We start from the raw sequence: 21,300 nt of genomic DNA on the forward strand, positions 1-21,300 counted from the left end.
AGATGACTGCAACAACCGGATCGTCCGCATCATCAACGTCGCCGGCGCAGAGCTCCTCGGCAGTATCCTCGGCCGTGCCGGCCGTGCGCATCGAGGACGTCTCCAAGCGCTTCAGGATCTACCACCACCGCAACCAGTCCCTCAAGGGTGCCATTCTGCAACGGGGCCGCGGTATCTACGAGGACTTCTGGGCGCTCAAGGACATCACCTTCGACATCCCCGAGGGCAAGACCTTCGGGCTCATGGGACACAACGGATCGGGCAAGTCCACGTTGCTCAAGTGCATCGCCAAGATCCTGGCTCCCGACTCGGGCTCCATCACCGCCCGGGGGCGCATGGCTGCCATGCTGGAGGTCGGCTCGGGCTTCCACCCCGAGCTCTCCGGGCGGGAGAACATCTTCCTCAACGGCGCCATCCTGGGGATGAGCCGTAAGGAGATCGAGGCCAAGTTCGATGACATCGTCGACTTCTCCGGGGTGGGTGAGTTCATCGATCAGCCGGTGAAGAACTACTCCTCGGGCATGTACGTGCGCCTGGGCTTCTCCGTGTCCATTCACGTCGAGCCGGAGATCCTCCTGGTCGACGAGGTCCTGGCCGTCGGTGACATGGAGTTCCAAGAACGGTGCATGGACAAGTTCGCCGAGTTCCGCGAAGACGGCCGCACCGTTGTCGTCGTCTCCCACGGCCTGGAGCAGATGCGCACCTTCTGCGACGAGGTCGCCTGGCTCGACCACGGCCGGCTCAAGGAGGTCGGTCCGGCCCCCGAGGTGATCGACAAGTACTCCGATGTCACCCACGGTGCCAAACAGGTCAAGGAGGGCATCGGCACCCGCTTCGGCAGCGGTGAGGCCCAGATCAGCCACATCGAGCTGCTTGACGGCAGCGGCCGGCCGGTGACCTCCATGCGTACCGGGGACGAGGCCACCATTCGCCTTCACTACCGCTGCGAGGAGACGATTGAGAAGCCCGTCTTCGGTTGCTCCATCGACACCCGTGAGGGCATCTTCGCCTGGGGACTTCACGGTCTCGACGACGGCTTCCAGCCCGAGAGGATCGAGCCGGGCGAGGGGGCCGTGGACGTCTCCATCCCCGCGATGATGCTGCGGCCGGGCGCCTACCTCATCTCCGGATCCATCCAGCCCTGGCAGCTCTCCAGCGTCATCGACGCCTACCAGAAGGCCACCGCCTTCGACATCACTCCGGGCCCACGCATGGAGTCGGGGGGGCTGGTGGCCCTGGGGGCACACTTCGAGCGGATCACCCCGCCGCGCCCCATGGTGAAGCACACGAGGAACAGCTGAGGCTCGGCGGGGCGGGCAGGGCCGCTGCTCAGCCCCGCCGAATCCTCTTGACTCCTTGGGCCACAGTGCGGAAGAAGGGCTTGACCGTGGCCTCGAGGTGGTCGATCTGCCCTTTGGTCTCATGGACCTGGAACAGGACGCGACGGATTGAGTCGTGCAGGTCGCCAATGGTGAAGCGCAGAGAATGCATGTCCTCATGAAGTTGCGCGATGGACTGGGTCAGGCACGCGTTCTGGTGATCCAGCTTCTCCTCGAGCAGACGCAGGCGCTCCTCAAGCCGATGGTAGTACTCCGCCGAGACGAGCAAGAAGCCCAAGTTCTCCGGCTCAGCCCGACCGTTCTGAGGGGAGCCGGCGCCCGCCTCGTCCAGGGACCGGCGGGCATAGCGGTCCCGGATGGCGAGGTTGTCGGTGCGGTGGCGGACAGCGTCAACGACGACGGAGTTGCCCACTGACTCGTCGGTGGAGTCGCGGTGGTGCCAGTGGGCCAGCGGCTCCCCGTTGATGAAGCCCACCGGGGAGGTTGCCAGCAGCCGCAGGTTGAAGTCCCAGTCGGCCTGGGTCAGCAGGTTGCCGTCCCAGTGGCCGATGCGGTCGGCCACCTCGCGACGGATGAGCTGCGAGATCGGCGGGACGTAGTTGGCCACCATCGTGTCGATGAGGGTCCAGCTCTCCCCGTCCTTCGTCATCACCCAGCGGCCTCGCTCGGCCAGCCCCTCTTCGGTGACCATCTCATCGACTACGTCGCAGCGCGCCGCCACAGCACCGTGCTCGGGGTGCTCATCGAGGTGGGCCACGCAGGCGGCCAAGAAGCCGGGCTCCCAGGAGTCGTCGTCGTCATGGATTGCGAAGAACTCGCAGGAGGAGGCGGCCAGGCCATCCTCCAGGGCGGCCTCGCGCCCATGAGAGGTCTCATTGGTGACCACCGTGGTGCGCTCACGCAGCCACTGGGGAGCACTGGCCAGAGCGCTTTCCACGAGCTCGGTGCTTCCGGCGTCATTGACGATGACGAGTTCGAGGTCCTGGAAGGACTGCGCCCCGACCGACTGAACCGCTCGCTTGAGCATCAGGGGACGGTTGCGGGTCCGGGTCACCACGGTGACTCGTGGCGATTGTGTGGCGGGTCCAGCCATGTCAGGGGTCCTCCTCGATCCAATCATGCGAATGCCGCGTGCTTGACGGTCCTGCCCGGTGACGCGGTGCGTCTGACGATGTCGGTTCAGTAACTGTAACGGTTAGGGGTACAAACGGCGTAGTTGTGTGCCGCGATCACTGGCTACTCGACGAATCCCTCGCCCGTCGACGCAGCTCGCGCGGCAGACCGGCGACGGCCTGAACAAGTCCCGCCACCACCGGGCCGCGCTGCGGCCCCCGCAGGGAACGCACCAGCGTACGGGCCAGCGCCTGCATCACCACCGGGGCAGGGCTGTGGGCGGCGGCCGTCAGAATCCGGTTGCGGGCGTTGACCCGGATGAACATCGGTGAGTCGGTGCCCGAGGAGGAGGCGTGCTCGTGGCGCGCCACCGCCTCACGCACGTAGACGACTCGCCAACCGTGCTCACGCAGGCGCCAGGACAGATCCGTGTCCTCGTAGTACATGAACAGGTCCTCGCGGAAGCCCCCCAGGGCCTGCCACGCCTCACGCCGGATCGCACAAGCGCCCCCGCACAGGCCGAAGACCTCGCTGGGGGAGTGCTCCCGCTCGGTGGGCACCAGCCAGTCCCGGTCATAGCCGTTGCCCGAGGCGTCCACCAGGTTGCCCGTGGAGTTGACCAGGACCTCCCCCTCGCCGCGGGCAGCGGCCTCGTCGTCGAGCCGGGTCCACCGCCCGGTGCGCGGGGAGACGAGTGCGTCCTGCTGCCCCGGGGCGGCCGGCATCCAGCGGCCGGCCAGCAGAATCCGCGCCGTCGCCGCGGCCGGAGCCACTGCGGACGGCGGGTCGCTCAGAGGGGCCAGGAGCGCCTCGAGGAAGCCGGACTCGGCCACCGCGTCATTGTTGAGCAGGACGAGGACATCCTCAGCCATGCCCCGGGCGCCGAGGTTGACGCCGGCACCGAAGCCCCGGTTCTCGCTCGACTCGACCACCGTGAACCCCTCCCGGCGCAGGCGCCCGGCCGAGTCGTCACCGGAGGCGTTGTCCACGACGACGAGCCGGTCCCCGTCTCCCAGCTGCTCACGGATGGAGCGGGCCGCCCGGATCGTCAGCTCGGCCTGGCGCCAGTTGACGATGACGACGCGAGCTGAGGGACGCCTGACGGGCTGGGTCACACCGCACCCCCGATGAGGGCGTGATAGACCTCCGTGTGCGCGGCGGCGCAGGCCTCCCAGGTGAAGGTTCGGGCGCGCTCGCGGCCGGCCTCGGCCAGCTCGTCGTGCTCCGCTCCGATGGCCCGGGCGAGCCGGCCTGCGATCTCACGCGGCGAAGCGGGGTCGGCCAGCAGGCCGGCCTGTCCGCACACCTCGGCCATGCAGGTCCCGGCGCTGGTGACCACCGGGGTTCCGTAGGCCATGGCCTCCAGGACCGGCAGGCCGAAACCCTCCCAGATGGAGGGGAAGCAGAAGGCGCGGGCGCCGCTGTAGGCTGCCGCCAGCTCATCGTCGTCGAGCCTGCCGGTGACGTGGACCCGATCACCCAGGCGAGTCAGCAGCTCGCGCTCGGCGGCGTCGTCGCCCCAGCCGGCCGGACCGACGAGGACCAGGTCGAGGCCACCGGCGTCGTCGTGCTCCTCGATGAGCAGTGCGAAGGCCCGCAGCAGTCCCAGCAGGTTCTTGCGGGGCTCGCGCGTACCCGTCCACAGGATGTAGTCGCGCGTGAGGCCCCGGGTGGCCCGGAAGCCCCGGATCTGCTCCTCGGTGACGGCACGGGTGCGCACTCCGTGCGGGATGACGTAGAGGCGGGCGGCGTCGATGCCCGCCGCGATGCAGTCGTCGGCGGTGGCCTGGGAGGGGACGACGATGGCGCTGGCCTCGGTGATGACTCGTTCCAGGCAACGGCTGAAGTAGGCGTTGCCGCGCGCGGTGAAGTGCTCGGGTGAGCGCAGGAAGGCCAGGTCGTGCACGGTGACGACCAGCGGCAGCGAGGTGGGGGGCAGTGCCCAGGTCGTGGCGTGAATGAGCTGGGCGCCGGGCAGGATGGACTCGGCCCGAGGCAGCCCCAGACGGTTCCAGGACTCGTACAGTGCGGTGCGAGGCAGGTGGGAGGAGCGTATGGGCATCGGTGGTAGACCGACCTGGCGGGGTGAGGCAGCCCCCTGGTGATGGGCAGTGATCCCGGCCACGGGCACCCGCCGGGCGCGCAGGGCCTGGGCGAGCTCGACGATGTAGGTGCCCGAGCCCCCGGGGACGGGCTGCCACAGCTGCTCCACCACCATGCCCACCCGGGGGCCGCGGGGGCGAGTCGGTGGGCGTGAGCCGTTGACGGTGGAGGACGTGGTGCGGGAGACGGGGGAGGGGGAAGGAGCCGGGGAGTGCGCCGGGCGGGAAGGATCTGCGCTCATGGGCTCAGAGTACGGGGTGAGCGCGCGCGGCGCGGTAGCCTGCCGTCATGAAGGTTCTTCTTGATGCGACGGCGATCCCGGCTGATCTCGGAGGCGTGGGGCGCTATGTCGACGACCTGGTCCCCGAGCTCATCGCCTGCGGCGTCAACCTGGCCATGGCCGTCCAGCAGCGGGACGTGGCGCACTTCTCCACCAAGGTGCCCCGCGCCCACCTCTTCCCGGTCTCGCAGCCCATGGAGTCGCGCGGCGCCCGGATGGCCTGGGAGCAGACGGGGCTACCGGCACTCATCCACCGGATCCGCCCCGATGTCCTGCACTCGCCCCACTACACCTTCCCGGCCCTGCACCAGGTGCCCGTGGTCGTCACCCTCCACGACGCCACGTTCTTCTCCCACCCGCAGGCGCACTCGCCCATCAAGCAGAAGTTCTTCACCAACGCCATCCGGCGGGCCGTGCGGCGGGCCGACGCGCTGGTCGTCCCCTCGCAGGCCACCCGCGACGAGACCATCAAGTACGTCGGTGGCGACCCCGAGCGCTTCCACATCGCCTACCACGGCGTGGACACCTCCGTGTTCCATCCGGTCGACGACGCTGAACGGGCCCGCGTGGCCGCCTCCCTCGGGCTGGAGGGCCGGCGCTACATCGGCTTCCTGGGGACCCTGGAGCCCCGCAAGAACGTTCCCAACCTGGTGCGCGCCTGGGCCAGCGTCTTCCGCGACTGCGAGGACGCCCCAGCCCTGGTCCTGGCCGGCGGACCCGGGTGGGATGAGGACATCGAGCCCGCCCTGGCCCAGGTGCCCCGGCACCTGACCGTCCTGAGGCCCGGCTACCTGCCCCTGGAAAACCTGCCCGGGTTCCTGTCCGGATGCGAGATCCTGGCCTATCCCTCCGTCGGCGAGGGCTTCGGCCTGCCGGTCCTGGAGGCCATGGCCTGCGGGGCCGCCGTCCTGACCACCCGCGAGCTGAGCCTTCCGGAGGTCGGGGGCGACGCCGTCGCCTACTGCGGATCGGACCCCCAGGCCATCGCCAGAGGCCTCGTGGTCCTGGACGCCCAGCCCCAGCGGCGCCAGGAACTGGGGGTCGCCGCCCTGGATCGGGCCGCCGAGTTCACCTGGAGGGCCTCCGCCCAGGCGCACGTCGAGGCCTACCACGCCGCCATGGAACGCTGATCTCTGTGCCCGTGTCGTGCAGCATGCCGTTGGCCTCAGTGATATCGGCCGAGACGGCCGGCGCACTCGTGTAATGTTCATCGACAGGTTGATGACTCTTATGAGACGTCAGCAGGACAACGCTCGGTGAGAAGGAAGAGACGGCCAGTGAACGAGATCATGCCTCTGCAGACTGAGGGGACCGCCCTCCCTCGTGCCGGGCGCGAAGAAAGGAAGACACACGGACGTGTTCTCGTCACCGGCGCCAACGGTCAGCTGGGGCGTGCGCTCATGGCCCTGCTGCCGCAGGCGGGCTTCGACCCCACCGGCGTCGACCTGCCCGAGGTGGACATCTCGGATACGGCCGCCATGTCCGCCTGGGACTGGTCGGGGTACGACATCATCATCAACGCTGCGGCCTGGACCAACGTGGACGGGGCGGAGACCCCTGAAGGCCGTCGGCTGTCCTGGCGGGCCAACACGGTCGGGCCGGTCAACCTGGCCCGAGCGGCCGTCCAGCACGGCCTGACCCTGGTGCACCTGTCCACCGAGTACACCTTCGACGGCGTGACGGCTGTCCACACCGAGGAGGAGACCCCCTCGCCGCTGGGCGTCTACGGTCAGTCCAAGGCGGCCGGGGACGCCGCCGTCAGTGTCTGCCCCCGGCACTACCTGGTGCGCACCTCCTGGGTGGTCGGCGATGGCAAGAACTTCGTCAAGACGATGCTCTCCCTGGCCGAGCGCGGTATCAGCCCACGGGTTGTGGCCGACCAGACCGGGCGCCTCACCTTCGCCTCCGATCTGGCAGCCGGCATCATCCACCTCATCACCTCGGGCGCCGAGTTCGGCACCTACAACCTCTCTGGTGACGGCCCGATCCTCTCCTGGGCCGATATCGCCAAGCGGGTCTATGAGAAGGCCGGCCACAGCCCCGACGAGGTCACTCCCGTCACCACTGAGGAGTACTACGCCGGTCAGGAGGGGATCGCGCCGCGGCCACTGAGCTCGGTCCTGGACCTGGCGAGGATCAAGGCCACAGGTTTCAGCCCGGCTGACTCCACGGAGCGTCTGAACGTTTATCTTCAAGGCCTGCTGTAGGTTGTCCCTCGTGGGATTGCATCCCTCTCATCCCTTCTTATCCCTGTTTCCTGTCGGAGATCTGTATGAGACGTGAGTTCACCACATACTCACGACTGCCCATGAGTCGCATAAAGACCGGGGCAACGTTGTCCCGGCGCCCGGCACTGGTCGGTGGGCTCCTCCTGGTTCTCATGCTGCTGACCGGACTCGGGTGGGCGGTGTCCTCGCCGGTGGAGTCGTCTCCTGATGAGGACTTCCACCTGGGGAGCATCTGGTGTCCCCGCCCAGCGGGGAAGTACTGCCAGACCAGTGTGATGAACGGTGATCCGGTGGCCCGGGTCCCGGTTGCCGTGTCGGACGACTCGATGAAGTGCTACAACTTCCAGCCGGATAGATCGGCGAGGTGTGCGCTCGGCTATCGAGACTCGGAGATGGCGTGGACCAAACGCTTTGATGATAGCGGGGCGTACCCGATCGGTTACTACCACTTTCACCACCTCTTCGTCGGCAAGGACGTACAGACCTCGGTCCTGGTGATGCGCGCCGTCAACGTGCTCATCGCCGTGGCGCTTCTGGGGGCGGTCGGCTTCTGTGCGCCACAGCGCTTGAGGCGACCATTCGTGGGTGCGATCGCCGCCTCCTGGGTGCCGATGGGGATCTACTTCATCGCCTCCAACAACCCCAGCTCCTGGTCCCTCTCAGGGCTGTTGGCCTACTCCGCGGCGACGTATATGGCCACCCAGCAGAAGGGGCGCCGGCGTACTGTGCTGGTGATCTGCGCAGTGATCGGTGCCGTCATGTGTCTGACGTCCCGATACGACTCCGCATTCTTCCTCCTCGTCGTCGGCCTTGCCCTGCTCTTCGTGGTGCCATGGAAACGCGGAGGATGGATAGGGCTGGGAGCCCTGAGCGGAGTGTCCCTCCTTGGGGTCGGCACCTTCATGGCCTCGTCCCAGGTGTCGAAGATCAGTTACTTCCTGAGCGCTTTTGAAACGTCAGATCCTGCAAAATCTGCCAGCAAGCAGTCGTTCTTCGAGAGGCTCATCATTGGGCTGGAGAGCGCCCCGAAGTATCTTGGTGGATTTTGGGGCCACACATGGACCCCGGGGTGGTACGACGTTCCTCTGGAAACTCGAACCCCCTACGTGCTCACCATTATGGCGGCCGGCGCTTTCGTGGCCATCGCCTTACGCCGTGGCGGGTGGCGGAAGTGGACCTCCATGGCGATCATCGTGGGGGCGATGGTCCTCCTTCCTGCCGTGTTCTACGCGAACGGGGCCATGAAACACATCGAGCTCTACCAGGCCCGGTACATCTTCCCGCTGCTGGCCCCCACCTTCTTCCTCATGCTGGCCGTTGACCAGGATGAAGACGCGTGGTTCACGGTTCCGCAGGCCGTCTGGGTCACCGTCTGCGCTTCGCTGTGTCAGGCAATCACCCTCCATACGCTGCTGCTGCGATTCGTCCAGGGAATCCACGAGCGGTGGGAGCTCAATCTCAACAAGCACATCGAGTGGTGGTGGAGCGTGCCGGTCTCGCCCATGATGGTCTGGTTCCTCACGACATGCTTCGCCACTGCGGCTCTAGGAGTCGCCATGGCGATGCTGACGCGTGCACCTCAGCGGCAAGAGGAGACGCAGGACTCGTAAGCACTGTGGGTGGGTGGCGCCATGGCACCACCCACCCACAAGGCATGAGGAGAGGAGCGCGCCGGACGCTCCAGCGGGTACCTCAGGACTGCTGGTTCTCCAGCAGGCCCAGGAGGTAGGCGCCGTACCCGGACTTCACCAGGGGCTCGGCGCGCTGGCGCAGGCCCTCGTCGTCGATGAAACCCATGCGCCAGGCGACCTCCTCGGGGGCGCCGATGTTGAGGCCCTGACGGTGCTGGACGGTACGGATGAAGCCGGTGGCGTCGGCCAGGGAGTCGAAGGTGCCGGTGTCGAGCCAGGCGGTGCCGCGGGGCAGGACCTCCACGGTGAGCCTGCCGGCCTCCAGGTAGGTGCGGTTGACGTCGGTGATCTCGTACTCGCCGCGGGCGGAGGGCTTGAGGTTCTTCGCGATCTCGACGACGTCGTTGTCATAGAAGTACAGGCCGGGAACGGCGTAGTTGGAGCGGGGCTGGGCCGGCTTCTCCTCGATGGAGATCGCCTTGAAGTTCTCGTCGAACTCGACCACGCCGTAGGCCGTGGGGTCGGCGACCTGGTAGGCGTAGACGACACCGCCGTCGGGGCTGGTGTGGCGGCGCAGCTGGGTGCCCATGCCGGGGCCGTAGAAGATGTTGTCGCCCAGGACCAGGGCGGCGCTGTCATCGCCGATGAAGTCGGCGCCCAGCACGAAGGCCTGAGCCAGGCCGTTGGGCTCCTGCTGAACCGTGTAGGACAGGTTGACGCCGAGCTGGGAGCCATCGCCCAGGAGACGGTGGAAGGAGGGGGCGTCGTGGGGGGTGGTGATGACCAGGACGTCCTGGATCCCGGCGAGCATGAGGGTGCTCAGCGGGTAGTAGACCATCGGCTTGTCGTAGACGGGGACCAGCTGCTTGGAGGTCCCCAGGGTGATCGGGTTGAGTCGCGTGCCGGAGCCTCCGGCCAGAATGATTCCTCGCATGCCCCAAGCATGACCCATTCCGGCCCCGAATGGCGCCAGGATCGAGTGGATCGGGAGCTCTTCTCCGTGGTTCCCGGCACGTTCCGTCCCTGGCGGCCCCGTCTGAGGGGTATCGAGCAGGCCGCGTCGATAGACTCGCACGGCGGCGTCTCGCAGACACGGTGGCGCCGAGACCGAGACCAGTGCGCACAGAAGGGGCCATCAATGGGGCAGATCGAGCTGGGCAAGCCGCTCGCCATCGAGCAGACGCCGATTCCGGGATTCCTGCGGATCGACCTGACTGTTCACGGGGACAACCGCGGCTGGTTCAAGGAGAACTGGCAGAGAGAGAAGATGCTGGCCCTGGGGCTGCCGGACTTCGGGCCGGTTCAGAACAACATCTCCTTCAACAACGAGGTCGGGGTCACCCGCGGCATCCACGCCGAGCCCTGGGACAAGTTCGTCTCGGTGGCCACCGGCCGCGTCTTCGGCGCCTGGGTGGACCTGCGCGAGGGGCCCTCCTTCGGAGCCGTCTACACCTGCGAGATCGACCCGTCAGTGGCGGTGTTCGTGCCTCGGGGCGTGGGCAACGCCTATCAGACGCTGGAGCCGGGCACCGCCTACACCTACCTGGTCAACGACCACTGGTCGCCCGACGCCCAGTACACCTTCCTCAACCTGGCCGATGAGACGGTGAACGTGCCCTGGCCGATCGCACTGAGTGAGGCCATCCTCTCCGACAAGGACAAGGCGCACCCCCGCCTGGCCGACGTCACCCCCTTCCCGGCTCCCGGGGCCCAGGCCTAGGACGTGCCCGCGTACCGGTACGGTGAGGCGCTATGAGACGACTTGAGCCGGCGCGCCAGCGGTACGCCTGGGGGTCGACCTCGGCCATTCCCGCCCTCCTGGGCAGGGCCGAGGACGGCGCCCCCTGGGCCGAGGCCTGGTACGGATCCCACCCGGCCGGTCCCGCCCAGGTCGCCGAGGGCGGCGTGCTGTCCGAGCTCATCGACGCCGAGCCGGAGCGTCTCCTGGGTGAGGACATCATCTGGCGCTTCGGGCGCCGGCTGCCCTTCCTCCTCAAGCTCATCGCTCCCGAGCAGCCCCTGTCCCTCCAGGTCCACCCCAGTCAGGCCCAGGCCGCCGAGGGCTACGCCCTGGAGAACGAGGCGGGCATCGCCCTGGACCACCCCTGCCGCAACTACAAGGACACGAACCACAAGCCGGAGATGGTCCTGGCCCTCACCCGCTTCCAGGCCGTTGCAGGCTTCCGGGCCCCGCGCCGCGCCGTCGAGGTCCTCTCCGGGCTGGACAGCCCCCTGGCCCGCCGGATGCGACGCACCCTGCGTCTCAACCCCACCCGCTACGGCATCCGGCAGGTCTTCTCCGACGTCGTCTCGGCCGCCACCCGTCCAAGCCCCCAGGAGATCGACGCCCTCGTCACTGAGATCGCCGCCAGGTTCGAGGCTGGCACCTCCCCGTCGCTGCGGGTGGACTCCAACGTCGTGAAGATGGCCGACACCTTCCCCGGAGACCCCGGCATCGCCGCCGCGCTCCTGCTCAACCCCGTCACCCTGCAGCCCGGTGAGGCACTGTTCGTGCCCGCGGGAAGCGTGCACGCCTACATCTCCGGTCTGGGCGTGGAGGTCATGGCCTCCTCGGACAACGTGCTGCGCGCCGGACTGACCACCAAGCACATCGACGTCTCCGAGATGCTGGCCTGCGTCGACTACGTGGCGGCGCCGCCGGTGCGCCCGGCCCCCGAGTACCTCTCTCGTGCCACCCGCGCCTACTACGCGCCGGTGGACGACTTCGAGCTCATGGTCACCACCGTGGTGGCCGCCGACGGGCGCCTGCCGGTCCCCGGGCGGGGGCCGCGCATCCTCCTGGCTGTCGAGGGCGCCATGACCCTGGTGTCCCAGGCCGACTCCCAGACCCTCGCCCAGGGCGAGGCCGTGTTCGTCGGTGCCGACGAACGCAGCCTGTTCGTGGAGGGGGAGGGGACCCTCGTCCAGGCCGACGTCCCCTGACCCCTGTGCTCAACGGGGCGTCAGTGTGACTGGGACCCGCCGACCCACTCGGTGATGCCCTCCTGCCGGACGGCGGCCGCGGCGACGTCGTCACCCGCCTCGGGGGTGAGAACCACCGCCGTGCGCCCGGTGCGCCAGGCGACCAGGACCTCCTGGAGCATCTGGGCCGTGTCGGGGCTGCGCACCAGGACGGCACGCGAGGCGGAGGCCTTGTCGGCCCCCGTGGATGCGCCGGCCGCCTCGACCCGGGCCACCAGCTGGGCGCGCGTGAGGATGGTGGGCCCGTCGCCCGACGGGACGGTGCCCGCAGGAGCGCCCGGATCCGCAGGCACTGCCATCTCAGCGGTCAGGTCACTGAGGCACGTCAGGTCGCCAGCGGCGCTCACCGGAGTGAAGTGGTCGGGATAGTGCATGAGGTCAGCGGCGCCGTCGAGCACGAGAGCGGGCAGGTCGCCCGGCCAGCGCAGCGCCAGCGAGGCGGACGGGACCAGCACCTGCGCCTCGGCCTCCTCGCAGAGGCTCTCCGGGGTGAAGGCCACGCTCAGCTCGGGGACGAGGCCGGCGGCACGGATCTCCTCGCTGCTCCCCAGAAGCACACTGCGCCCCGCCAGCCACGTACCGCACGCCCAGGCGACGGTCCGCCAGTGAGGAGGGAGTGCCACATGGACTCCATCACCGGGTGCCGACTCCGATGTGATGAATCCCGCGGTCTTCGCCAGCCACATGGACAGGACGTGTCCGGTCAGCTCGACTCGTTCGTCGATTCCATAACAAATGAGCCACGGCCTGTCGGCATCCTGAGGGCCGGGGAGCAGCGGCAGCAGGGGATCTGGCATGACACCGATTGAAGCAGATCCACGGACTTTCAGGAACCTCCCTGGTAATGTCCAGTCGGTCGGGGCAATGTGTCACCATGCGTCAGGCGCCCTGAAATTCTCTGGAACACCGTGGGTATTTCTGCTGTCAGTCAGGTAGCGGGAGCCTCTCAGGGGATTTGTAGGAAGTCAACATATGGTGGCAACCAGATGGGGGTATTCCTTGATATATCAAGGAATGATGTCGACGGTCACGAGAGGGTGAAGTTTCCCTCCCCGGCTTGACTGGCCTTGTCTCACACGCATGTAATTCTTACTGGCAAGAAGCTCGGATCGAAGGGAGGCCGGCATGTGGAACATCCTCGGCGACGGCCCACTGAAGCACCCAGAGGAGCCTGACGCGGAGGTGCTGTCACTCCTCTTCGGTGGCGGTGACGACGTCGATGAAGGTCCTCTGGCGTGGCAGGAGCGCGCTCTGTGCGCTCAGACGGACCCTGAGGCCTTCTTCCCTGAGAAGGGCGGTTCCACACGCGAGGCCAAGCGAGTCTGTGCGACTTGCGAGGTTCGCGAGGAGTGCCTCGAGTACGCCCTCGCCAACGACGAGCGCTTCGGTATCTGGGGCGGCATGTCGGAGCGCGAGCGGCGCAAGCTCAAGCGTCGCGCAGTATGAACCCCGCCGGCTCCACACAGGGAGCCAGTCGGGTAGGAGCCCTGGCCGTCGTCGTGTCGGCCGGGGCGAGCCCGTTTCTGGCGCAGACACTGTCCGCGATCACCTCACAAACCTGCGCGCCCGACGTCGTCCTCGTCGTCGATGTCGCCTCGCGAGCCAACGGGCTGGGGGACGGGACCCCGATCGAGGAGCTCGTGGAGCGGTCGGGGCTGGATGCCGTCACCGCGGTGCGCGTCGTCAGGGCCAAGGAGGCCAAGAACTTCGGAGACGCCGTCTCCCGGGGGCTGACCGCCTACGCCGGACTCGTGGCCGCCGGCAACCGCAAGCGCCGCAGCTCGGAGGGCGCCGACGGCGCAGAGGGCTCGGACAGTGAGACCACCTCGAACGGGCCGCGCACCTCGGTGCGGGACCTGCTGCTGTCGGGCTCGGGCCCCATCACTGGCCCCACCGGGGCGCTGTCACCGATCACCGCCTACGAGCAGCGGCTCGTGGCTCCCACCGAGGCCGCCCCGGAGATGCCGGAGCACCAGGTGTGGTTCTGGCTGCTCCATGACGACTCCGCCCCAGCTGAGGACTGCCTCGAGCGGCTGCTCACTGCCGCGACCAATGCGCGCTCCGTGGGAGTCGTCGGGCCCAAGCAGGTGGGCTGGGACAACCCCGAGCTGCTTCTGGAGGTCGGGCTGCGCGCTACCGCCTCGGCCCGGCGCGCCAACGACATCGTCCCCGGCGAGGTCGACCAGGGCCAGCACGATGACCGCAGCGATGTCCTGGCCGTGGGAACCGCCGGCGCCCTCGTCGACCGGGCCGTGTGGGAGGAGATCGGCGGCATCGCCCCGTGGCTCGGCCCCTTCGGCGACGGTCTGGAGTTCTCGCGCGCCGCGCGCCTGGCCGGATACCGCGTCATCGTTGAACCCACCGCCGTCATCCGCCACCGACGGGCCTCCTACCAGGGGCTTCGCCGCCCCGCGTCCGTCTCGCACTCCTCCGATGCGCAGCCCCGCACCGACGCCGAGGCCATCGAGGTCGCGCTGCCCGAGCCCGACCCGGAGAGGTCCTTCCGGGCCCGGCGCAGCGCCCAGCTCACCAACTGGGCGGCCTTCTCCACCCGGCCCATCGGCCTGCTGCTGACCTGGTTCGTCATCCTCGGACTCATGCGCTTCGTGTGGCGCCTGGCCTCCAAGGCGCCGGCGCTGGCCCGCGACGAGCTCGGTGCGGCTCTGGCCGTGGCCGGACGCGGCCGACGGGTCAGGGCCGCCAGACGCCGGCTCGCTCAACACACCAAGGTGCCTGCGTCCGCGCTGGGGCGCCTCTATGCCACGGCGGCCGAGATCCGCGGGGTGCGTCGCGACCGCACCCGCCAGGAGCGCGAGCGTCGCGCCCGTGCGGCAGCTCCCAGCGAGCTCGAGCTGCGCGAGCTCGCCGCACTGGCCCGCAGCCGGCGCCGCACCCTGAGCGCGGTCATGGTGCTGGTGCTGGTACTGAGCACCTACGGCCTGTCCCGGCTGCTGCTGACCCGCTCCATCACCGGCGGGGCCCTGCCCCTGTTCAGCGGTGACTGGCGTCAGATGTGGGACAGCGCCTGGAGCACCTGGATCGCCACCGCGGACGGATACCCGGGCGGCGTCACCCCGTTGCTGGCCATCCTTGCCCTACCGGCGGCCCTGGGAAGACTGGTGGGTCTGGAGACCAGCGCGCTCATCAGCGCCCTGGTTCTCCTGGCCCTGCCCCTGGCGGCGCTGGGGGCCTGGTTCGCCGCCGGCACGATGACCCGGAAGGTGGTGCTACGGGCCTGGGCGGCACTCGTGTGGGCCCTGTCCCCCAGCCTCCTGCTCGCCCTGGGCCAAGGGCGCCTCGGCGCTCTCCTGGTCCACCTCGTCCTGCCCTGGGCGCTGCTGGCCCTGGCCCGCGCGGTAGGCGCCGACCGACGGGACCTCGTTCTGTCCGGGCTGGTGGGTGCCCACCTGCTCACCGACGACGAGCGCGCCGAGCTCGACCGCTTCTCCACCGAGAAGGTCACCGACCTCGCCCACCTGGATGAGGAGGCGCAGGCCGAAGCACAGGCCGACTCGAGGGCCGAGGGCGTTGAGGACGCTGTGGACGCAGTGGATGCTGCGGACGCAGTGAATGCAGTGAATGCTGAGGGCGATGCCGAGCCCGCCCAGGACGGGGAGGCTGACAGTAACCCCGCCCCGGATGACGTCTCGGACGATGAGGCTCATGATCGCGGGGAGGATGAGCAGGAGACCGGCCGTGCGGCCCGGGCCCAGGCCGCACGGGAGGCCGAGGTCGACCTGCCTCCCACCGAGAAGTACGGCTACGGGTCGGCGACGGCCGCCGCAGTCGCAGGACTGCTGCTGAGCGTCGTCGTCGCGGCGGTCCCGGCCACCGCCGCCGTGCTGGCCGTCATCATCCTGCTGCTGTCGGTGACCACCCGACGCGGGTTCAAGCTCGTCCTCACCCTGGTGCCCATGCTGGTCACCGCCGCCCCGGCCTGGTGGGGCGCCTGGCGCCTGGGTCGGAGCGCAGGGTGGGTCGAAGGGGTCCGGCTGCTGCTGACCGACATCGGCCTGCCCGTCTCCGCACCGGCGCCGAGCAGCCTCGACCTGCTGGTCGGCTCCCCGATGGACCTGGACGTCCTTGTGTCCTCCGGGGCCCTAAGCGTCCTGCTGCGGATACTGCTCGCGCTGGTCCCGGCCCTGGGCGTCATCGGGCTCTTCGTCTCCCGGCGCGTCCGGGTGGCCCGCACCGGCATCCTTCTGGCCGTGGGCGGTCTCCTCCTGGCCGGGCTATGCCTGCGTACCTCGACCGGGCTGGGCCCGGACGTCGACGGAAGCGGCCTGGCTCCCGTCAACGGGTGGTCCGGGGCTGGTCTCTCCCTGGCGCTGAGCGGCTTCCTCGCAGCGGCCCTGACCGCCGGAGAGACCATCTGGGCCCTGTTCGGGCAGCGTTCCAGAGGCGGCTGTCGTGCCCTGGATCGCAGGAGCCGGAAGGATGCCGACGCGGCCTCCTCCCCGGCAGGTGGCCCCACGGCGAGGCGGAGGCGATCGCGCCGCCTCACAGCGGCCTTCACGACGGTCGCCTGCCTCGTCCTGCTCGCCCCGGTGGTGGTCGGCGGCGTCTGGTCCTACCAGGCCCACCGCGCCAGCAACCCGCGGGTCCTGGCGCTGCACTCCACGCCCCAGCAGATCCCGCTCATCGCCGAGCAGTTCCAGGGCTCGCAGGCGGCCGGAAGAGTCCTCAGACTCACCTCCACACCGCAGGGGCTTCAGGCCACCATCTGGCGCGGGCCCGGCACCCAGATCAGCGACGTCCTGCCCGGAGCGGTCAACGTCGAGGCGCGCACCCGTGCCGCAGCGGCGCTGTCCGACCCCGGACTCAGGCCCAGTAAGGACGGTCGGCAGACCAGGCCCACCAGCGCCTCCTCAGGTCAGGCTCTCGTCCTGGACGATCCCGCTGACGCCGAGCTCGCCCAGATCGTCACCCGCGCCACCGCCGGCCAGGACAAGGGGGCCGCCGACGCCCTGGCGGCCCACGGCATCGCCGTCGTCCTGCTCGATGACCAGGAGGGTGACGCCGTCACCGCCGAGGCCCGCGTGGGCCTGGCCTCGACGCCCGGACTGGAGCAGCTCGCCCAGACCGCCTCGGGCAACTCCTGGCGGGTCACGTCCTCGGCGCACCCCGACTCGGCCCGCTTGAGTCTCCTGGACTCCGGTGGCGAGGTCACCCCGGTCGCCTCCACCGGTGCCGGTTCGGGGACCCGTACCCGGATTCCCGCCGGAGCCGGCCCCCGCACCCTCGTCATGGTGGAGCGCTCCGACGCCGGCTGGAGCGCCACCCTCGACGGCCGCCGCCTTGAGGCCACCACGGTTCGCGCCCAGGACGGCAGCTGGAAGCAGGGCTTCACGGTCGGCTCCGAGGGCGGGGAGCTGGTGGTCACCCACACCCGCCGGTCCACTGCCGCCGCGACCTACACGATCTGGGCCGTCTGGGCCCTGACGCTGGTGGCGGCACTGCCCCTGCGACGCGGAAAGGAGACGGCCTCATGACGCAGCACCGTCAGGACGACGCCGACAACCAGCAGGAGCCACCGGAGAAGTCCGAGCCCCAGCCCCCGCAGCACGAGTCGACGAGCCCGGGCCCGCAGCAGGCCGACAACGAGACCGACGACGAGCGCACGGACGAGGGCGCCGACAGCCCCGCCGGCCAGGATCAGGACTCGGGCAGCGCCTCCACCGACGAGGCCGCTGACGACGCCTCCCGCACCGATGCCGTGGCGGAGGATGAGACTGACACCGCCGTCTCCCAAGCCGCCCGGCCCGCCGAGCCCGGCAACCCCTCCACGAAGCGTCGGAGAAGGTCGAACAGCACCAGACGGCACCGCCGGTCACTGGGGCAGACGGTCGCCCGCGGCGTCGGCGTCCTGACCTCCCTCGCGCTCGCCGCAGCCGTCGGAGGCGTCACCTGGTGGGGGCACGCCGCGCCGACCACACCGACTCCCCAGCTGCAGGCCCTGAGCCTGGCCCAGCCCGGAGGCACCACCACCTACGTCTGCCCGCACGCGCCCACCAATACGTTGCGGGGAACCGACGTCGGCGCCATGGAGTCCGCCACTGCCATCGTCCCGGCCAAGGGAGCCGGTAGCGCCCAGTCGGCCGCCTACGCGGGTCGGAGCATCCCCACCGACACCGCCACCTCCATGAGTACCGCCGAGGGCGGCATCCTCACCCTCGTCCCCGCGGACGGCCGGGTGGCCAACGCCGTCGGGGCGGTGACGACTCTGACCAAGAGCGGTGACCTGCGGGGGCTCACTGCCGCCCCCTGCACCCAGCCGGCCGCCATGTCCTGGATCGTGGGCGGCTCCATCGCGGCGGGCTCCTCGGCCGAGCTGCGACTGGTCAACCCCGGCGTCACCCCCGCCACCGCAAAAGTCACCCTCTACGGTTCCATCGGCCGACTCAGCCTGCCCAGCAACGGGGAGATCACCGTGCCCGCGGGCGGCTCCTCCTCCCTGGCCCTGGAGACGAAGGGTAGCCAGGACCCGCGCATTGCCGTATCCGTCGAGGCCGACGGCGGCTCCGTGGTGCCCACCCTCGTCACCGAGTCCCTCGACGGGGAGACCCCCGCCGGCACCGACGTCATCACCCCGGGATCCGCCCCGGCCACCGACCTCGTGATCCCCGGCGTGGAGATCGTCGAGCCCGCCGCACAGGGTGAGGTTCCCGATGCCAAGACCAGCGCCGACTCCTCCGACACCCCGGCCGTGCGCATCGTCAACCCCGCAGCGGCCCCGGCGACCGTGTCGGTGACCATGCTCGGCAAGGACGGGGCCCGCCCGCTGAGCGGGGCGCAGTCCGTGACCATCGACGCCGGCTCCGTCTTCGACATCCAGCTGGCGGGCGTGCCCGCGGGCACCTACGGCGTGCAGGTCACCTCGAGTACGCCGGTGGGAGCCGCTGCCCGCATGGTGCGCAGCGGCGGTGAGTACCCAGCGCGCTCCAAGGCCCTCGTCCATGACCAGGCGTGGGCGCAGGCCGCGCTGCCTGGAGCCGTGGACTCCGGCCTGCTGGCGGTGCCGCGCGCGGCCTCCCTGAGCTCAGCGGTCACCGTGGCCAACAGTGGTGAGACCACCTCGGTGACCCTGTCCTCCCTCGACGGCTCCTGGAAGCAGGACGTCAAGGTCGCCAAGGGCGCCTCCGTCGTCGTCGAGGTGCCGGCCGAGGTCTCCGCCGTCCGCCTGAACGCAGCCGGTCAAGAGGGCTCGTCGGGGACCTCGCGCACCTCCAGCGGCCTGGCCGCCGCGACCATCGTGACCGCGCAGGCCGACGGAGACGTGGCCGGCACGCTCATCTCCACCGTGCCGGCTCAGCCCGACGCCACCGTTCAGGCCCAGCGCCGCATCCTGCTGGACTGACGCACGCCTTCTTCTCGCCCAACCGGGCATTCTTCGCGTAACCGGGCAGAAAAACGGTAGGGCTCCGCGAAATCTGCCCGGCTCGAAGAAACGCGCCGACGGTTCACGGAGCAGAGCCGGGATCGATCTCCTCGGGTCGGCGTCCCAGCATGAGGGCCACCTGCTCGACGACGACACGGTGCACCAGGTCGGCCAGCTCGGCCTCGTTCGTGGCCCGGGAGGCCACCGGTCGACGGTAGATGACCACGCGCGCCGGCAGCCCCGCGCGAGGCTCCGCGGTGAAGCCGCGTCCCAGGACCACCGAGCACTCCCAGGGCGCCGGATCCGAGGGCGGGACCTCCTCGACGGCGAACTGGATCTGATCCACCGGCGGCCAGCGCCTGGCCAGGTCCTGGGCCGCGTCCACGACCAGCTCGTCGAAGCGCTCGGCACGGGTGCGCCAGGCCGGCAGGTTCGGCGGCAGGAGCGGACCGCGCAGCCCCCGGCCGTGACGGTCGCGACGACTACTCGGGCGCCGCCCCGGTGCCGCGGCGGATCGCGGGGGAGTCTGCCCGGGCGAGAAGGGGAACAGGTCGGTCACATCGGCCAGCCTAGGCGGCGTCTGGATGACCGGCGGGCAACGGCACGGTAACCTGCGAGCGTGAGAAGAGTCCGACACTGCCGCAAGCCCGGCTGCGAGCGCCCAGCCGTGGCCACCCTGACTTCCGTCTATGCGGACTCCACGATCGTGCTGGGGCCACTGGCCACCGAGGCCCAGCCCGAGGCCTATGACCTGTGCGATAAGCACGTCTCCTCCTTCACGGCCCCCCGCGGCTGGCAGATCATCCGCCTGGCCACCGATTTCGAGCCGGCGCCCCCCAGTGAGGACGACCTCCTGGCCCTGGCCGACGCCGTTCGTGAGGCCTCCCGCGCTCCGCGTCCGGTCGCCTCACCGGCCGAGCACCGGCCCCGCCCCGGCGGGATCATGCCGGCCTCCCTGACGGCGCCGCTGCCGCCCCCGCCGGAGATCGCCGAGGACGAGATCCTGCGGCGCGGGCACCTGCGGGTCCTACGCGGGCAGAAGGGTGACGCATGAATCGGCCGGACACTGTCCCCGCGCCTGAGCAGCGGGCCGTCCTCCCCTGCGGGCTGAGGTCCACTCTGCGCTGCCCGCTGAGCGGTGACGAGCTCGTTGACGGCCTCGACGAGGCCGGTCGCCCGACGCTGGTCTCCCGGAGTGCGCACCTGGCCTACCCGGTGCGCGACGGCGTGCCGATCCTCCTCATCCACGAGGCATCACGTGCGACCGCGCCCGGCCCCGCCCCGCGGGGATAAGGCGGCTCGTCCCCGCCGTGGCCCTGATGGTCCGTCGGCGGGACGAGCCCGGGGTGCTTCAGCGCCGTCGGGTCTCCCGACCCACCTCATAGGGCGGGCGGGCCATGTCTCGCAGCACGTCCTCCTCCAGCCGGCGGTTGCGGCTCTCCAGCACCAGCTCACGGTTGCGCCGCTCGGTGAGAACCGCGGCGAGGAACCGCTCAGGGTGCGTGCCCGCGGGAGGCGGGGGAGAGACGTATCCCTGGACCTGAGAGGCCAGCTCGAGCCCCAGCTGATGGCGCGAGGAGGGAACGAGGGAGGAGGCGCGCTGCAGGAAGGTGCGCGCCGTCAGGCTCAGGCCCCCGGGCAGGGCGCGCAGGTCCGTGCCCGCCGCCCACTGGACCAGCTCCGGGGGCATCAGCAGCGGCGGCGCCGTGTGGGAGCGGTGATGCTCTCGAACCACGTAGGTGCCGGCCAGCATGTCCCCGAACCTCTTCCCACGCTTGGAGACGATGCTGGCACACAGGGCCGGCACGGCCCAGGTGCCCCAGATCTCGACAACGGCCAGCAGGGTGCGCACCAGGCAGTGGCGCAGCCTGACGGCGCCGCCGTCGTCGCGCACCACCCGGGCCCCGGTCACCATACGGCCCAGGCTCCGGCCCCCGCTGAGGAGCTCGACGAGCAGGGGGATGACGACCAGCCAGGCCAGGGCCACCAGGGACAGCAGCGCCTGAAGGAAGGCGAGGTTCTCAGCGAGGTCCGAGCCGTCGCCAATGACCAGTCCCATCACCACGAGCACTGACACTCCTGCCCCCAGGGCGTAGACGGTGTAGTCGATGAGCCCCGAGACCATGCGGTTGACGACCGTTGCCGGGGTGATGTCCAGGGCGACCGCCTCGCCGGTGATGAGCAGCTCAGGCTCGATCATTCGCTCGGAGGATGTGGGGGATGCGGCCATCATGACAGACTCCTT

18 protein-coding genes are annotated in these 21,300 nt (G+C 69.7%); 11 read left to right on the forward strand and 7 right to left on the reverse strand.

The genetic code is table 11. The annotated features are described in order from the left end of the window. Positions 1–2: 2 nt before the first annotated feature. Positions 3–1,301 (forward strand): ABC transporter ATP-binding protein, encoded by a 1,299-nt coding sequence (locus tag BKH20_RS00960; RefSeq protein ID WP_081381550.1) that lies wholly within the window; start codon positions 3–5, stop codon positions 1,299–1,301. 28 nt (positions 1,302–1,329) lie between these two features. Here the strand turns inward: BKH20_RS00960 and BKH20_RS00965 are convergent, their stop codons facing one another. The 3 genes from BKH20_RS00965 to BKH20_RS00975 form a co-directional block, all read right to left on the reverse strand. Further along, the gene (locus BKH20_RS00965) at positions 1,330–2,433 is read right to left on the reverse strand and encodes a glycosyltransferase family 2 protein (protein ID WP_075389579.1); all 1,104 of its coding nucleotides are present in this window, start codon (positions 2,431–2,433) and stop codon (positions 1,330–1,332) included. Between the two features lie 136 nt (positions 2,434–2,569). After that, a complete protein-coding gene (locus tag BKH20_RS00970) occupies positions 2,570–3,568 on the reverse strand; it encodes a glycosyltransferase family 2 protein (protein ID WP_075389580.1) in 999 nt (332 codons plus the stop codon). Next, the gene (locus BKH20_RS00975; protein WP_070660405.1) at positions 3,565–4,677 is read right to left on the reverse strand and encodes a glycosyltransferase family 4 protein; all 1,113 of its coding nucleotides are present in this window, start codon (positions 4,675–4,677) and stop codon (positions 3,565–3,567) included. Before BKH20_RS00975 ends, BKH20_RS00970 begins: the two co-directional genes overlap by 4 nt. Positions 4,678–4,844: 167 nt before the next feature. On the opposite strand from BKH20_RS00975, the gene BKH20_RS00980 reads away from it, so the two are divergent. From BKH20_RS00980 to BKH20_RS00990, 3 genes are all read left to right on the forward strand, one after another. Further along, positions 4,845–5,966 carry a glycosyltransferase family 4 protein gene (locus BKH20_RS00980; protein WP_075389581.1) on the forward strand — a complete coding sequence of 374 codons (1,122 nt, stop codon included), beginning with the start codon at positions 4,845–4,847 and terminating at the stop codon, positions 5,964–5,966. Positions 5,967–6,125: 159 nt separating this feature from the next. Next, complete coding sequence (locus BKH20_RS00985; protein WP_430793226.1) at positions 6,126–7,043, forward strand: SDR family oxidoreductase; 918 nt, start codon at positions 6,126–6,128, stop codon at positions 7,041–7,043. 101 nt (positions 7,044–7,144) lie between these two features. Continuing rightward, entirely contained in the window at positions 7,145–8,674 is a 1,530-nt protein-coding gene (locus tag BKH20_RS00990) for a DUF2142 domain-containing protein (protein WP_256692960.1), read from the forward strand. Positions 8,675–8,756: 82 nt separating this feature from the next. Here BKH20_RS00990 and rfbA read toward each other — a convergent pair whose 3' ends face one another. Further along, entirely contained in the window at positions 8,757–9,629 is an 873-nt protein-coding gene (rfbA, locus tag BKH20_RS00995; RefSeq protein WP_070660399.1) for a glucose-1-phosphate thymidylyltransferase RfbA, read from the reverse strand. 204 nt (positions 9,630–9,833) lie between these two features. Between rfbA and BKH20_RS01000 the strand changes: the two genes are divergently transcribed. Continuing rightward, positions 9,834–10,415 carry a dTDP-4-dehydrorhamnose 3,5-epimerase family protein gene (locus BKH20_RS01000; protein ID WP_075389584.1) on the forward strand — a complete coding sequence of 194 codons (582 nt, stop codon included), beginning with the start codon at positions 9,834–9,836 and terminating at the stop codon, positions 10,413–10,415. A 32-nt stretch (positions 10,416–10,447) separates the two neighbouring features. Further along, a complete protein-coding gene (manA, locus tag BKH20_RS01005) occupies positions 10,448–11,638 on the forward strand; it encodes a mannose-6-phosphate isomerase, class I (RefSeq protein ID WP_075389585.1) in 1,191 nt (396 codons plus the stop codon). A gap of 20 nt (positions 11,639–11,658) precedes the next feature. Here manA and BKH20_RS01010 read toward each other — a convergent pair whose 3' ends face one another. Next, positions 11,659–12,474, reverse strand: coding sequence for a TIGR03089 family protein (locus BKH20_RS01010; protein ID WP_075389586.1), 816 nt, complete (start codon positions 12,472–12,474; stop codon positions 11,659–11,661). 328 nt (positions 12,475–12,802) lie between these two features. Between BKH20_RS01010 and BKH20_RS01015 the strand changes: the two genes are divergently transcribed. Genes BKH20_RS01015 through BKH20_RS01025 form a run of 3 tightly spaced genes read left to right on the forward strand, consistent with a single transcriptional unit; the run spans position 12,803 to position 19,034 of the window. Then, positions 12,803–13,123, forward strand: coding sequence for a WhiB family transcriptional regulator (locus tag BKH20_RS01015; RefSeq protein ID WP_003787027.1), 321 nt, complete (start codon positions 12,803–12,805; stop codon positions 13,121–13,123). After that, positions 13,120–17,169: a glycosyltransferase family 2 protein gene (locus BKH20_RS01020; RefSeq protein ID WP_075389587.1), complete on the forward strand. Its 4,050-nt coding sequence runs from the start codon at positions 13,120–13,122 to the stop codon at positions 17,167–17,169. The genes BKH20_RS01015 and BKH20_RS01020 overlap by 4 nt, the downstream gene beginning before the upstream one ends. Next, a complete protein-coding gene (locus BKH20_RS01025) occupies positions 17,166–19,034 on the forward strand; it encodes a DUF5719 family protein (RefSeq protein ID WP_075389588.1) in 1,869 nt (622 codons plus the stop codon). Before BKH20_RS01020 ends, BKH20_RS01025 begins: the two co-directional genes overlap by 4 nt. Before the next feature lie 103 nt (positions 19,035–19,137). Here the strand turns inward: BKH20_RS01025 and BKH20_RS14455 are convergent, their stop codons facing one another. Beyond that, on the reverse strand, positions 19,138–19,614 hold the full coding sequence (locus tag BKH20_RS14455; RefSeq protein WP_256692961.1) for a metallopeptidase family protein: 477 nt from the start codon (positions 19,612–19,614) through the stop codon (positions 19,138–19,140). Positions 19,615–19,674: 60 nt separating this feature from the next. Here BKH20_RS14455 and BKH20_RS01035 point away from each other — a divergent pair, with 60 nt between their 5' ends. Both BKH20_RS01035 and BKH20_RS01040 read left to right on the forward strand, forming a co-directional pair. Further along, positions 19,675–20,109, forward strand: coding sequence for a DUF3499 domain-containing protein (locus BKH20_RS01035; protein ID WP_070660278.1), 435 nt, complete (start codon positions 19,675–19,677; stop codon positions 20,107–20,109). After that, positions 20,106–20,348, forward strand: a complete 243-nt coding sequence (locus tag BKH20_RS01040; RefSeq protein WP_075389589.1) for a Trm112 family protein — start codon at positions 20,106–20,108, stop codon at positions 20,346–20,348. Before BKH20_RS01035 ends, BKH20_RS01040 begins: the two co-directional genes overlap by 4 nt. A 58-nt stretch (positions 20,349–20,406) precedes the next feature. Here BKH20_RS01040 and BKH20_RS01045 read toward each other — a convergent pair whose 3' ends face one another. Then, positions 20,407–21,288 carry an RDD family protein gene (locus BKH20_RS01045; protein ID WP_075389590.1) on the reverse strand — a complete coding sequence of 294 codons (882 nt, stop codon included), beginning with the start codon at positions 21,286–21,288 and terminating at the stop codon, positions 20,407–20,409. Between the last annotated feature and the right edge of the window lie 12 nt (positions 21,289–21,300).

Origin of the sequence: Actinomyces oris (assembly GCF_001937445.1) — a bacterium.
Lineage (GTDB): Bacteria > Actinomycetota > Actinomycetes > Actinomycetales > Actinomycetaceae > Actinomyces > Actinomyces acetigenes.

Bases quoted from the DNA above. Each gene is read 5' to 3' on its own strand.
- BKH20_RS01010 (WP_075389586.1), bottom strand. From the start codon at position 12,474: ATGCCAGATCCCCTGCTGCCGCTGCTCCCCGGCCCTCAGGATGCCGAC.
- BKH20_RS01040 (WP_075389589.1), top strand. From the start codon at position 20,106: ATGAATCGGCCGGACACTGTCCCCGCGCCTGAGCAGCGGGCCGTCCTC.
- BKH20_RS00985 (WP_430793226.1), top strand. From the start codon at position 6,126: ATGCCTCTGCAGACTGAGGGGACCGCCCTCCCTCGTGCCGGGCGCGAA.
- BKH20_RS00965 (WP_075389579.1), bottom strand. From the start codon at position 2,433: ATGGCTGGACCCGCCACACAATCGCCACGAGTCACCGTGGTGACCCGG.
- BKH20_RS01015 (WP_003787027.1), top strand. From the start codon at position 12,803: ATGTGGAACATCCTCGGCGACGGCCCACTGAAGCACCCAGAGGAGCCT.
- BKH20_RS00980 (WP_075389581.1), top strand. From the start codon at position 4,845: ATGAAGGTTCTTCTTGATGCGACGGCGATCCCGGCTGATCTCGGAGGC.
- manA (WP_075389585.1), top strand. From the start codon at position 10,448: ATGAGACGACTTGAGCCGGCGCGCCAGCGGTACGCCTGGGGGTCGACC.
- BKH20_RS01025 (WP_075389588.1), top strand. From the start codon at position 17,166: ATGACGCAGCACCGTCAGGACGACGCCGACAACCAGCAGGAGCCACCG.
- BKH20_RS00960 (WP_081381550.1), top strand. From the start codon at position 3: ATGACTGCAACAACCGGATCGTCCGCATCATCAACGTCGCCGGCGCAG.
- BKH20_RS01000 (WP_075389584.1), top strand. From the start codon at position 9,834: ATGGGGCAGATCGAGCTGGGCAAGCCGCTCGCCATCGAGCAGACGCCG.
- BKH20_RS00990 (WP_256692960.1), top strand. From the start codon at position 7,145: ATGAGTCGCATAAAGACCGGGGCAACGTTGTCCCGGCGCCCGGCACTG.
- BKH20_RS01045 (WP_075389590.1), bottom strand. From the start codon at position 21,288: ATGATGGCCGCATCCCCCACATCCTCCGAGCGAATGATCGAGCCTGAG.
- rfbA (WP_070660399.1), bottom strand. From the start codon at position 9,629: ATGCGAGGAATCATTCTGGCCGGAGGCTCCGGCACGCGACTCAACCCG.
- BKH20_RS01020 (WP_075389587.1), top strand. From the start codon at position 13,120: ATGAACCCCGCCGGCTCCACACAGGGAGCCAGTCGGGTAGGAGCCCTG.